This is a genomic window from Paludibacterium purpuratum, assembly GCF_004363805.1.
In the GTDB taxonomy this organism is placed as follows: Bacteria; Pseudomonadota; Gammaproteobacteria; order Burkholderiales; family Chromobacteriaceae; genus Paludibacterium; species Paludibacterium purpuratum.
Genome location: NZ_SNZP01000007.1, coordinates 66,256 through 79,646, shown reverse-complemented (window position 1 = coordinate 79,646; position 13,391 = coordinate 66,256). Strand labels below are relative to the sequence as shown.

The 13,391-nt window shown below is 63.6% G+C and carries 9 protein-coding genes; 1 reads left to right on the top strand and 8 read right to left on the bottom strand.

Features of this window, described 5'->3' with window-relative positions; all coding sequences use genetic code 11:
- Window positions 1-149: 149 nt before the first annotated feature.
- Window positions 150-602, bottom strand: a complete 453-nt coding sequence (soxR, locus tag DFP86_RS09775) for a redox-sensitive transcriptional activator SoxR (RefSeq protein ID WP_243729359.1) — start codon at window positions 600-602, stop codon at window positions 150-152.
- Window positions 603-687: 85 nt separating this feature from the next.
- On the opposite strand from soxR, the gene DFP86_RS09770 reads away from it, so the two are divergent.
- Window positions 688-1,869: a questin oxidase family protein gene (locus DFP86_RS09770; RefSeq protein ID WP_166642222.1), complete on the top strand. Its 1,182-nt coding sequence runs from the start codon at window positions 688-690 to the stop codon at window positions 1,867-1,869.
- Window positions 1,870-2,038: 169 nt separating this feature from the next.
- Here the strand turns inward: DFP86_RS09770 and narI are convergent, their stop codons facing one another.
- From narI to DFP86_RS09735, 7 genes are all read right to left on the bottom strand, one after another.
- Entirely contained in the window at window positions 2,039-2,722 is a 684-nt protein-coding gene (gene narI, locus DFP86_RS09765) for a respiratory nitrate reductase subunit gamma (RefSeq protein ID WP_133680648.1), read from the bottom strand.
- A gap of 2 nt (window positions 2,723-2,724) precedes the next feature.
- Window positions 2,725-3,372, bottom strand: a complete 648-nt coding sequence (narJ, locus tag DFP86_RS09760; RefSeq protein ID WP_133680646.1) for a nitrate reductase molybdenum cofactor assembly chaperone — start codon at window positions 3,370-3,372, stop codon at window positions 2,725-2,727.
- 9 nt (window positions 3,373-3,381) lie between these two features.
- Window positions 3,382-4,929: a nitrate reductase subunit beta gene (gene narH / locus DFP86_RS09755; RefSeq protein ID WP_133680644.1), complete on the bottom strand. Its 1,548-nt coding sequence runs from the start codon at window positions 4,927-4,929 to the stop codon at window positions 3,382-3,384.
- Between the two features lie 10 nt (window positions 4,930-4,939).
- Window positions 4,940-8,629, bottom strand: coding sequence for a nitrate reductase subunit alpha (locus tag DFP86_RS09750; RefSeq protein ID WP_133680642.1), 3,690 nt, complete (start codon window positions 8,627-8,629; stop codon window positions 4,940-4,942).
- A gap of 108 nt (window positions 8,630-8,737) precedes the next feature.
- Complete coding sequence (nirD, locus tag DFP86_RS09745; protein WP_133680640.1) at window positions 8,738-9,070, bottom strand: nitrite reductase small subunit NirD; 333 nt, start codon at window positions 9,068-9,070, stop codon at window positions 8,738-8,740.
- Between the two features lie 2 nt (window positions 9,071-9,072).
- Window positions 9,073-11,607 (bottom strand): nitrite reductase large subunit NirB, encoded by a 2,535-nt coding sequence (gene nirB / locus DFP86_RS09740; protein ID WP_133680638.1) that lies wholly within the window; start codon window positions 11,605-11,607, stop codon window positions 9,073-9,075.
- Between the two features lie 160 nt (window positions 11,608-11,767).
- On the bottom strand, window positions 11,768-13,156 hold the full coding sequence (locus tag DFP86_RS09735; protein ID WP_133680636.1) for a NarK family nitrate/nitrite MFS transporter: 1,389 nt from the start codon (window positions 13,154-13,156) through the stop codon (window positions 11,768-11,770).
- Window positions 13,157-13,391 lie beyond the last annotated feature (235 nt).

Here is a 13,391-nt window from a genome sequence, read left to right as displayed (position 1 = left end):
AAACACCGATTCTCGGCAACACCTATCACATTGTCCATCTGGAGAGGTCATCGCCCTTCTGCAAGCCGGGTTACCAATTGATGCTTGCGCCGGCGATCACACGCCGGGCGGGCGAGAGTTTGTGTTCGCCGGGCGTCGCGATAGCAAGCCTAGCGACCGTCGCCCGAGCCAAGCGGCCGATCGCCCAGCAGATAGCGCGCACCGGCACCATGCGCTGCCGCTTGATCCTGCGGGTTGTATAGATGGCATTGACTCAAGGAAAGACAGCCGCAACCGATGCACGAGGTCAGGCGGTCGCGCAATGCACACAGCGCGTCGATGCGCGCCTGCAACTGCGGACGCCAGGCCGCGGACAGGCGCGCCCAATCCTCGGCGTTAGGCGTGCGACCGTCCGGCAGCGATGCCAAGGCAGCCCGTACTTCATCCAGACTCAATCCGACCTGCTGGGCGGCACGAATGAAGGCCACCCGGCGCAGCGCATCGCGCCGGAAGCGCCGTTGGCCGCTCGGCGCACGCACACTGACGATCAGCCCCTCTTTCTCGTAAAAGCGCAGCGCGCTGGCATTGACACCGGCACGCGCGGCCAGTTGGCCGATGCTCATGAAACACGCTTCCATTCCACCCCCTTGACTTAAAGTTAACTTTAACTTTTATCGTGGTGTCTCGACAACATCCCGGATGGCCGCCATGAAGCACACCGACACCCTCTCTGCCCTGCTCGCCGCGAGCGGCGATTACGCGCTGCACTGCCGCGATACCAGCAACCACTGCCCGATGGCGCTGATCGCGTTGGCAAAACTCGGTGCCAGCGACATGCAACTACGACACTTCTTCGAGACATGGACACAACGGCACGCGCTGCCGGACGAGAGCGCCGACGGGGACTTGCCAGGGGGCGATTGGCAAGCGGCGCGCGGCCAAAACGAGCGTTTCGGCCAGCTGCGGCGCTACTTTGCCGCCGAGCTCGCCCTGCATGGCAGCCGGCAGCTCATCGGTACGGTGCTCGATGCCTGGACGCCGGCGCCGGCCAGCGGCGCTTTCCATGCATTCATCCGTACCGCCTACGGTGTGGCGTACCAACATAACGCCGAGATTGCCGCCGGCTTGGCCGCCTATGTCTGCGGCTACACGCCGATCGACGTCCCGATGCAAAATACGTCGCCTCCCATCGATGTTTTCGCGGGTTTCGCGCGACTATCGTCGGTACCGCGACCGCAGGGCCATTGGATCAGCCAGCGGCTGCGCACCGTCGCGGCCGAACCGACTTTCGCGCGGACCCTGCCACCCGTGCCGTTGACCGGCGATCTGCCGTTGGCGTTGATGCGGGCAGCCGCCGCCGCTTACGCGGCCAGCGGCAATTTCACGATTTTGCACTTGATGACCGGCAGCTATGCCGCCTCGATACTGCGACCGCTATTGCCGTCGGCACAGCAAGCCCGGTTGGACGACGCCATGTGGCGTGCCGCCTGCGCGGGCTGGGTAGCGGCCGGCACACCGCTGCCGCCCGTCGAGCCCCCGGAAACGCCGCCGATCGACTGGCACACACTCACCAGCGCGGCCATCCAAACGGCCGACGATCATGTCGTCAAGTTGACCTATGTCTGCCGACAAATGGCCGCGCGCGACACGCAAGGGTTATACGCGCAAGCGGTGCTGCGGGCGTTGGCGGGACACGCGCTCAGCGCCTCGCCACCGCGCGCCGATGACGGTCGATCGGCAACGTCAACATCGCCGACCATTACTGCGGGTTGCCAATTGACGCCGGCGCCGGCGATGACGCGTCGGTCGGACGAGGGTTTGCATTCGCCGGACATCGCACTGGCAGGCATCCCCACCAGCGACAGCGCACCCAGTCCGCACAAAACATGAAGCAGAGCCTTGCACATCGGTCATTTCACATAAGCTAATTTTGAGGCGCAAGCATTGCCAATTTCCCGCTTCGGCTAAATCAGATCAATCCTAGTCGATCCCCTCCGCCAACACGGCAAAACAAAGCGGCGCCAGATCCGGCGCCGCTTTTTTCCGTCATCCCGCGTGCTTAGCGCGGACGTACCAGCTGCCAGGCGCGCGTCAGGTAGCCGACGCTGGCGAAGCCGCTCCAGCTATGAACCATGCGCGTGAACGGGAAGATCATGAAGAAGGTCAGCCCGCAGAAGATGTGCAACCTGAATACCAGCGGCGCATCGACCACCAGGCTGGCGGCATCGCCGCGCAGGGTCAGGATGTGCTGAGCCCACAACATGAAAGTCAGCATGGCTCGGCCGTCCAGATGCTGCGCCGACTCGGGAATGGTTGCCAACCCCAGGCACAGCGTCAAAAGCAGCCACGGCAGCAGGATCTTATCGCGCAGCGGCGTGCGCGCCGCCAGTCGGTCGTTGCTGAAGCGGCGCCACAGCAGAATCAGCAGCCCCACAAGCCCAGTGCCGCCGAGTACCCCGCCCGCCCCCATGGCGAGCAGTTGCTTGGCGGTCAGCGGCACGCCGAGCCACTCCCACACCGCAATCGGCGTCAGCAAGCCGCCCAGGTGACCGAGAAACACCCCGATCACGCCGATATGAAACAGGTTCGACCCCAGGCGCAACGGCCCGCGATGCAGAAACTGCGTCGACTCTGCGCGCCAGGTGTATTGTTCGCGCTCGAAGCGCACCAGGCTGCCGAACAGGAACACGACCAGGGCGATATACGGATAGATACCGAATAAAAACAGATGCGGATAACTCATGATCAGGCTCCTTGCCGCGCCGGGCGCGGGTGAAAGCGGATGGTCTGGGTGGTGGCCTGCGGCGTGAGCAGCGGCTCCATGCCGTCCAGACCGCTGCCGAAGCGCTCCATCGCCTCGTCCATGTCGCGCACCGGCGGCTGGCCGACCGGCAGCGGTTCGACCGGGCTCAACGCCACCAGCGCGGCGAAGGCCACGGCATAAGGGCTTTGGGCGGCCGCGAGGCGCTCGCCGATGGCGGCGATGACGTGTACCGCCTCACCTAGCAGCGCCGAAGCCTCGGCGGCCGGCAATTGGCCGAGAAATTCCAACATGAGCGGCAGGAAATCCGGCAGCTCGTCGGCATTGATGAAAAAGCCGTGCTCATGGTAGGTGCCCATCAGGCTGACCATGGCCTCGCCGCGTTCGCGGCTCTCGCCGTAGACATGCTCGAACAGGTGCAGGCTCAGGCTGCGATTGCGGTCGAACTGGTCGACATAACGCGTCTGCAGTTCGATCAGCCCGTTTTCTTGCAGGTACTCCAGCAGCGGCGCCAAGCGCGCACCGAGGTTCTCGGGCTCGGCCGCGAGCGCGGCGCGGATTTCCGGCAGCGCCGCCAGCAGATCCGCCTCGGGGTATTGCAACAAGACGGAGACAAGCGAAAAAGCGTTCATGGCGCGCTCCTATTGGCCGAGTTTCTTGCGCGACTTCGGCATGTCGGCGAAGAACACCGAGCCCTCTTTCTTCTTGCCGAACAAGGTGCCCTCCGACACGCCGCCCGAACAGCCGTTGCCGAAGGTGAAGCCGCAACTGCCCTTCTCGTTGAAGCTGTCTTCCACCATTTCCTTGTGACTGGACGGGATCACGAAGCGATCTTCGTAATTGGCGATGGCCATGGTGCGGTACATATCCTCCACCTGAGCGGACGTCAGTCCGACCTGGTCGAGCACTTCGTCGGCCTCGCGCGCTTCGACGTGGCGGGCGCGCATATAGGCGCGCATCGCCAACATACGATCCAGCGCCGAGCGCACCGGCGCCTCGTCGCCGGCCGTCAACAGATTGGCCAGATAGCGCAGCGGAATACGCATTTCGCTGACGTCGGGCAGAATGCCGTTCTTGCCCATGACACCGCTTTGCACCGCCTTTTGGATCGGTGACAGGGGCGGGATATACCAGACCATCGGCAAGGTGCGGTATTCCGGGTGCAGCGGGAAAGCCACGCGCCATTCGACCGCCATGCGGTACACCGGTGAACGCTTGGCCGCGTCGAGCCAACTGTCGGCGATACCCTGGCGACGCGCCTCTTCGATGACCGCCGGATCGTTCGGGTCGAGGAACACGTCCAGTTGCGACTGATACAGATCCTGCTCGTCGGCCACGCTCGCCGCGTCGGCGATGCGATCGGCGTCATACAGCATCACGCCCAGGTAGCGGATACGCCCCACGCACGACTCGGAGCACACCGTCGGCTGACCGGCCTCCAGGCGCGGGTAGCAGAAGGTGCATTTCTCGGCCTTGCCCGACTCCCAGTTGAAATAGATCTTCTTGTACGGACAACCGGAGATACACATGCGCCAGCCGCGGCACTTGTCCTGGTCGACCAGCACGATGCCGTCGTCTTCGCGCTTGTACACCGAGCCCGACGGGCAGGAAGCGACGCAGGCCGGGTTCAGGCAGTGTTCGCACAGCCGCGGCAGATACATCATGAAGGTGTTCTCGAAAGTGGAATACATCTCCTTTTCCACTTCCTTGAACAGCTGGTCGCGGCTGCGTTTGGCGAATTCGCCGCCCAGATCGTCTTCCCAGTTGGGGCCGCCCACGATCTTGTCCATCTTCTTGCCGGTCAATACCGACACCGGCCGCGCCGTGGGCGGGGTACGCATGGCCGGCGCGTTCTGCAGATGCTCGTAGTCGTAGGTGAACGGCTCGTAGTAGTCGTCGATCTGCGGCAGATTGGGGTTGGCGAAAATATTGGCCAGGATCTTCATCCGGCTGCCCTGGCGCGGTTCGAGCTTGCCGTCGGCGGTGCGGCGCCAGCCGCCCTGCCACTTTTCCTGGTTTTCCCATTCGCTGGGGAAGCCCACACCCGGCTTGGTCTCCACGTTGTTGAACCAGGCGTATTCCACCCCGTCGCGGCTGGTCCAGACGTTCTTGCAGGTCACCGAACAGGTATGGCAGCCGATGCATTTGTCGAGGTTCAGCACCATCGCCACTTGCGCACGAATTTTCATGGTTGTCTCCTCAGGCGTCCTGGCCGTTCTTAGGCTCGTCGAGCCAGTCCACCCGGTTCATCTTGCGCACGATGACGAACTCGTCGCGGTTGCTGCCGACCGTGCCGTAATAGTTGAAGCCGTAAGCTTGCTGCGCGTAGCCGCCGATCATATGGGTCGGCTTGGTCACGGTGCGCGTCACCGAGTTGTGGATACCGCCGCGCTTGCCGCTGGTTTCGGCGCCGGGCACGTTCACGATCTTCTCCTGAGCGTGATACATCAGCGTCATGCCGGCCGGTACGCGCTGGCTGACCACGACGCGGGCGGTCAAGGTACCGTTGAGGTTGAACACCTCGACCCAGTCGTTGTCGACGATGCCGGCTTTTTTCGCATCCTCTTCCGAGAGCCACACGTGCGGCCCGCCGCGACTCAACGTCAACATGCGGATGTTGTCCGAATAGGTCGAGTGAATCCCCCACTTCTGGTGCGGCGTGATGAAGTTGAGCACGATCTCTTTTTCGCCATTGGGCGCGCGACCGAGCATGGCGCCGGTGGTCTTGAGGTCGACCGCCGGCTTGTACACCGTCAGTCCCTCGCCGAAGTCCAGCATCCAGCGGTGATCCTGGTAGAACTGCTGGCGACCGGTGAGCGTGCGCCAAGGAATCAGCTCGTGCACGTTGGTGTAGCCGGCGTTGTAGCTGACCTCTTCGCTCTCCAGGCCGGACCAGGTCGGGCTGGAGATGATCTTCCTCGGCTGCGCCTGGATGTCGCGGAAACGGATCTTGTCGTGTTCGCGGCCGACGGCCAGATGGGTATGGTCGCGACCGGTGATTTTCGACAACGCCGCCCAAGCCTTGACCGCCACGTGGCCGTTGGTTTCCGGCGCCAGCGTCAGAATCATCTCGGCGGCGTCGATGGCGGTTTCCAGTTTCGGCTGGCCGTTGGCGGCACGGCCGTTGAGCGTCGCCAATTCCTTCACTTCGTGCGCGGTCTGCCAGCCGATCCCCTTGCCGCCATTGCCCGCCGTGGCAAGCAAGGGGCCGATGGTGGTGAATTTCTCGTGAATGCGGCTGTAGTCGCGTTCGACCAAGGTCATCTGCGGCGCGGTCTTGCCCGGCACCAGCGCGCACTCGCCCTTCTTCCAATCCTTCGGCGTCAGCGGCTGCCCCAATTCTCCCGGGGTGTCGTGCATCAGCGGCGTGAGCACCAGGTCTTGCCGCGTGCCGAGCACCGGCCCGCCGATTTCCGATAGCTTCTGCGCCAGCAGCTTGTAGATTTCCCAATCGCTCTTGGCCTGCCACAGCGGCTGCACCGCTTCGGACAGCGGGTGGATGAACGGGTGCATGTCCGAGGTGTTCAGGTCGTCCTTCTCGTACCAGGTGGCGGTCGGCAGCACGATGTCGGCGTACAGACAGGTGGTGCTCATCCGGAAGTCCAGCACCGTCAGCAGGTCGAGCTTGCCCTCGGCCGCCGGGCGCACCGTGACTTCGGAGGGCTTGATGCAGTCCTTTTCATCGTCGAACAACGCGTTTTGCGTGCCCAGCAGATACTTGAGGAAGTACTCGTGGCCCTTACCGCTGGAGCCGAGAATATTCGAACGCCAGACGAACATATTGCGCGGGAAGTTCTTCGGATTATCCGGGTCGTCGCACGACATCTTCAGACTGCCCGATTGCAGCCCTTCCACCGTGTACGCCACCGGGTCCTTGCCGGCCAGCGCCGCATCGCGCGTCAGGTCGAGCGGGTTGGTTTCCAATTGCGGCGCCGACGGCAGCCAGCCCATGCGCTCGGCGCGCACGTTGAAGTCGAGCAGGCTCAGGCCGGCGTAGCGGCCCTTGGGTGCCGTCGGGCTGAGAATTTCGTTGACGCCCAGCTTTTCGTGACGCCATTGACTGGTATGGGCGTAGAAGAAGCTGGTGCCGTTCATTTGCCGCGGCGGACGCTGCCAGTCGGTGGCGAAGGCCAGCGGCGCCCAGCCCTGTTGCGGCCGCAGTTTCTCCTGGCCGACATAGTGCGCCCAGCCACCGCCGCTTTGGCCGATACAACCGCACATCATCAGCAGATTGATGATGCCGCGGTAGGTCATGTCCATGTGATACCAATGATTGAGCGCGGCCCCGACAATGACCATGCTCTTGCCGCGCGTCTGATCGGCGTTCGTCGCGAACTCGCGCGCCACGGTAACCACGTCGGCCGCCGGCACGCCGGTGTGCTTTTCCTGCCATTTCGGCGTGTAGGGCACGTCGTCGTCGAAGCTGCGAGCGACATGCTCGCCGCCCAAGCCGTTGTCGACGCCGTAATTGGCCAACATCAGGTCGTAAACCGTGGCGACCAGCACGCTGGTGCCGTCCTTGAGCGTCAGGCGGCGCACCGGTACGTTGCGCGTCAGCACCGCTTGGTGCTCGGCGCCGAAATACGGGAAATTGACGCGCGCCACTTCATCGCAGCAGTCGCGCAACGACAAGACCGGGTCGACCTCGCGGCCGTCGTCCGACTTCATCTCCAGGTTCCACTTGCCGACCATATCGCCCTGCTCGCCCCAGCGCAGGCCGATGGTACCGTTGGGCACCACGATGTCGCCGCTCTTCGCATCGATCAGCAGCGTTTTCCAATCCGGGTTATTCGCCTCGTCGAGACCCGACAGATGCGAGGCGCGCAGGTAGTGATCGGCGGTGAGCCCGTGCTCGCCTTCCGCCAGCATCACCAGCATCGGGAAGTCGGTGTACTGCTTGCCGTACTCGGTGAAGTACGCGCTCTTGCCGGTTTGATGGAACTCGGTCAGCACCACATGCCCCATGGCCAGCGCCAGCGCGGCATCGGTGCCCTGCTTGGGCGCAAGCCAGATGTCGCCGAACTTGGCCATTTCGCCAAAGTCGCTCGACACCGCCACGGTCTTGGTGCCCTTGTAGCGCACCTCGGTATAGAAATGCGCATCCGGCGTGCGGGTCATCGGCACGTTCGAGCCCCACACCATCAGGTAAGTCGAGTTGTACCAGTCGGCCGACTCCGGCACGTCAGTCTGCTCGCCCCACACCTGCGGCGAGGCCGGCGGCAGATCGCAGTACCAGTCGTAAAACGACATGCATACCCCGCCGATCAGGCTCAGATAACGGCTACCGGCGGCGTAGGACACCATGGACATGGCGGGAATCGGCGAGAAACCGATGATGCGGTCCGGCCCGTAGGCCTCTATGGTATGGGTATTGGCGGCGGCGATGATTTCGCTGGCGGTGTCCCAGTCGGCGCGCACAAAGCCGCCCAGGCCGCGCGCGGCCTTATAGCGGGCGGCTTTTGCCGGATCGGCGGTGATCGAGGCCCAGGCTTCGACCGGCGCCATGGTCTGGCGCGCCTCGCGCCACAGGGTCATCAGTTCGCTGCGGATCATCGGATACTTGACCCGCTGCGCCGAGTAGACATACCAGGAATACGATGCGCCGCGCGGGCAGCCGCGCGGCTCGTGATTGGGCAGATCCGGCCGGGTGCGCGGGTAGTCGGTCTGCTGCAGCTCCCAGGTGATCAGGCCGTTCTTGACGAAGACGCGCCAACTGCACGAACCGGTGCAATTGACACCATGGGTGGAGCGCACCACCTTGTCCTGCTGCCAGCGGGCGCGATAGGCGTTCTCCCACTGGCGGTCTTCGCTCACCACCGCGCCATGACCGTCGGCAAAGGTATCGGTGGTTCGCGAAAGAAATTTCAAGCGATCGAGAAAGTGACTCATGGCGTCTCCGAGAGCGGCATTGGTTTACCGCTCTCAGCCTACGCCTGCGCCACCCGCGCCCCCATTCACCAAAGGCAGCAACCATGACGGATGGAAGAACTAGTCCGACTAGTTCTTTTGGACAGGTAGATAGATCACCCCGTCGCGCACCTCGACCGGCAACGACAACACCGAATAATCCGGGTCTTCCAAACACTGACCGTCACGCAGGCGGAAACGCTGCTTCTTCAGCGGGCTCGCCACCCACAATTCGCCCTGATGCTCGACCAGCAGGCCGCGCGACAGCACGCTGACTTGAGCAAACGGGTCGACGTTGTCGAGCGCGTAAACACGCTCGTCGTCATGGGGCCGAAACAACGCCACTTGGCGCGCGCCGATCAGGGCGCACGCCCCGCCGCCAGGCAGGATGGCGTCGAGCGGGCAAATGCGGATCCAATCCATGTTCAATCCTCCAGCGGATGAATGACGATCGTCCGACGTTCCGCGGGCGTTGCCGGACGATGCTGCCCGCGCACGGCGACGTACTGCAGACCGGGGTCGGCGGCGGAGCTGTTGATGAAATCGGCGAAGCGCGCCGGATGCGCCGGGTCTTCCAGCGTGCGCTGCCACTCGCAACGATAGGCCGCGGAGCATTGCGCCAAATCGGCTTCCAATTGCGCGCCCAGGCCGAGCGCATCGTCGACGATGGTCGAACGCAAGTAGCCGATGCCACCGTCCAGGCTTTCCACCCAGCTCGCCGTGCGCTGCAGTTTGTCGGCGCTTTGGGCGTACAGCATGATGAAACGGTCGAGATAGCGCAGCAATGTGTCGCGGTCCAGATCGGCGGCCAACAGTTCGGCGTGCCGTGGCTTCATGCCGCCGTTGCCGCCGACGTACAGATTCCAGCCGGCGTCGGTGGCGATGATGCCGACATCCTTGCCCTGGGCCTCGGCGCATTCTCGCGTACAGCCGGAGATGCCGAACTTCAGCTTGTGCGGCGTGCGCAGGCCCTTGTAGCGGTGCTCCAATTCGACGCCGAAGCCGACGCTGTCTTGCACGCCATAACGGCACCAGGTGCTGCCGACGCAGGTTTTGACCATCCGTAGCGCCTTGGCGTAGGCCTGGCCGCTTTCGAAACCGGCGTCGATCAGCCGCGCCCAAATACGCGGCAGGTCACCTTTGTGCGCGCCGAACAAGCCGATGCGCTGCGCGCCGGTCACCTTGGTGTAGAGCTGGAAGTCGCTCGCCACTTGCGCCAGCGCCATCAGCCCTTGCGGTGTGACCTCGCCACCGGACATCCGCGGGATCACCGAGTAGGAGCCATCCTTCTGCAGATTGCCGAGGTAGGCATCGTTACTGTCTTGCAGCACCGCCAGATCGGGGCGCAGCGCATAGTCGTTCCAGGCGCTGGCGAGAATCGAGGCCACCGTCGGCTTGCAGACCTCGCAGCCATAACCTTGGCCAAAACGGCGGATGGCCTCGTCGAAGGTGGTCACCCGATTGACCTTGATCAGGTGGAACAAGGCCTGGCGGCTATGGGTAAAGTGTTCGCACAGCCGGTGGCTGACTTCGATCCCCTGGCGCGACAATTCGAGGTTCAACACCTGGGCGATCAAGGGCACGCAGCCCCCGCAACCGGTACCGGCATGGGTCGCGGCCTTGATTTCCTCCACGCTGCGGCAGCCGTCGGCCACCGCGGCGGCGATGCGGTCGCGACTGACGTCGAAACAGGAGCAGATCACCGCGCTGCCCGGCAAGGCCGCAATGCCCGAGGCCGGCCGCTCTCCTGCATAGGCGGGCAGGATCAAGGTATCGGGATGCTCGGGCATCGGCAGCGCGTTGAGCTTCATCTGCAGCAGGTTGCCGTAGTCCTCGACGTCGCCGACCAGCACGGCGCCCAACAGCGTGCCGCCGTCGGCGGACACCACCAGTTTCTTGTACACGCCGGCGTGATCGTCTTGATAGACGTAGCTATGCGCGCCCGGGGTCCGTCCATGCGCATCGCCGATGCTGCCGACCGACACGCCAAGCAATTTGAGCTTGGCGCTCATATCCGCACCGACGAAGGCATTGTCGCAGCCCATCAGATGATCGGCCGCCACCTGGGCCATCTTGTAGCCCGGCGCCACCAGGCCGAAGAACTGACCGTGCCAGGCGGCGCACTCGCCGATGGCATAGATATCCGGATCGGCGGTCTGACAGTGGTCGTCGATGACGATGCCGCCGCGCTCGGCCACCGGCAAGCCGCCGTAGCGCGCCAAAGTGTCTTGCGGCCGAATGCCGGTGGAAAAGACCAACAGATCGACGGTCAGCTCGCTGCCGTCGGCGAAACGCAGCCGGTGACCCTGGCCGTGGCTGACGATCTCGCGCGTATCCTTGGCGGTATGCACCTGCACCCCGAGCGCGTCGATTTTGCGCCTGAGCATCTCGCCGCCCATGCGGTCGAGCTGCTCGGCCATCAACACCGGCGCGTACTCGACCACATGCGTGGCCAGACCGAGCGCCTTGAGCGCGCCGGCGGCTTCCAGCCCCAAGAGGCCGCCGCCGATCACCGCGCCGCTTTTCGCCAGGCGGGCGCGCGCTTCGATCGCTTTCAGATCGTCGATGGTGCGGTAGACGAAACAGGCAGGATGGGCGCTACCGGCAATCGGCGGCACCCACGGGGTGGCGCCGGTCGCCAGCACCAGTTTGTCGTAGGCTAGGACAGTGCCGAGATTGGTCTCGACCAAACGTTGCTCGCGGTCGATGCGTTTGACCGCCTCGCCCAAGCACAGGCGAATGCCGTGCCGGGCGTAGAAATCCGGCTTGGCCAGCGCCAGGTCTTCGTCGGTGTGATGCGCGAAGTACGAAGACAGGTGCACCCGGTCGTAAGCCGGGCGCGGCTCGGCGCCAAACACGGTGATGGCGTATTCCCCCGGCCAGGTGCGTTCGACCAGCTCTTCCAAAAAGCGCTGGCCGACCATGCCGTTGCCGATGACGATGAGGCGTGTGGCAGTCATGATTTGCTCTCACAAAGGATCGATGTTTTGCCGCGATTGTCGCGGCCCGCCACTCCGATGCGTTTGATCCAGCCCAAACCTCGCGCCCACCCCCTGCGACGGAACTAGTCCTTTCGAACGACCAAGCCCGCCATTCGGCGGGCTTGGTCGGCGGGCGAGCTTAGCAAGGCTGCGCGGCCTTGCGGCGCGCGAAGCACCACCAGGTCACCAGGATGCAACTGACGTAGAACGCCATGAAGCAGTAGAGCGCGTATTGCGGGCCGCCGCTCATCTTGACCGACAGGCCGAAGCTCTGCGGAATGAAATAGCCGCCGTAGGCACCGATGGCGCTGATGAAACCGGCCGCCGCGGCCGACTCCTTGACGCCGTCCTGGCGTGCCTGGCGTTGCGAAGCCTCGTCCGGCGCCGCGCATTTGAGAGAGTGATTGACGAACAGCGTCGGAATCATCTTGTAGGTCGAGCCGTTGCCGAGGCCGGCGAACAGAAACAGCGCGATGAAACTACCGAAGAACAACGGCCAGTTGCCGGCGCCGCCCGCCACCGGCAAGGCGGACAAAACGCCCAGCACACCGATGACCATGCAGCAGAACACCAACATCGTCACGCGCGCGCCACCGACCTTATCGGCGATCATGCCGCCCACCGGTCGGATCAACGCGCCGACCAGCGGCCCCAGGAAGGCGATCTTGGTGATCGGCACCAGCGGGAACAGCGTCTTGGTCAACAGGGCGAAGGCGCCGGCAAAGCCGATGAAGCTGCCGAAGGTGCCTAGGTACAGATAGCACATCAGCCAGTTGTGGCGGCGTTTGAAAATCACCGCCTGCTCGGAGAACGACGACTTGGCATCGGCCATATCGCTCATGCCGAACCAGGCCGCCACCGTCGCCGCCGCGATCAAGGGCACCCACATGAAGCCGGCGTTTTGCAGCCACAGGCTCTTCTCCACCCCCAGCTTGACGTAGTGCTGCGCCTCGCCGCCGAACGCGCCGAACATCGGCATGGTCACCGCCAGCGGAATCAGCAGCTGCGCCAGCGACACGCCGAGATTGCCGAAGCCGGCGTTGAGTCCGTTGGCCTTGCCTTTTTCCTGCGCGGGAAAGAAGTGGGCGATGTTGGCCATGGAGCTGGCGAAGTTGCCGCTACCCAGGCCGCACAACAAAGCGATGGAGAGCATGACCGGATACGAGGTCGTCGGATCCTGCACCGCGAAGCCGAGCCACAAGGCCGGAATCAACAACAGCGAGGTGGAAAAGGTGGTCCAGCGGCGACCGCCGAACAGGCCGGGCATGAAGGCATAGAAGATGCGCAAGGTGGCGCCGGACAATTGCGGCAGCGCGGTCAACAGAAACAACTGCTCCTTGCTGAAAGTAAAACCGGCATTGGGCAGGTTCAAGGTCACCATCGACCACAGCACCGACACAATGAACCCCAGCATCAGGCAGGGAATGGAAATCCACAGGTTGCGCAGCGCCACGCCGCGTCCCGTGCTTTGCCAGAAGGCCCGGTTTTCGGGTTCCCAGCGAGGTAATACTGTCGAGTCAGAAGCCATCGTCGCTCTCCCAGGTTACGCCCCGCGCCGTTCATCCACGGTTTCGGGGTTATCGCTGGCAAGCATAGAAAGCGGCGCGTCGGCGCACCATTCATCGATTGGGGAAGAAGCGAGCGGCAGGCGAGCTAGTCCAAAAGACCTAACCGGCGAGTAGGCATTTCACTTAGGCGGGTTAAGCGCTTTCTATATGCGCTAAGCCATTATTTAACCGAAAAGACGCCAATTCTTATTACCA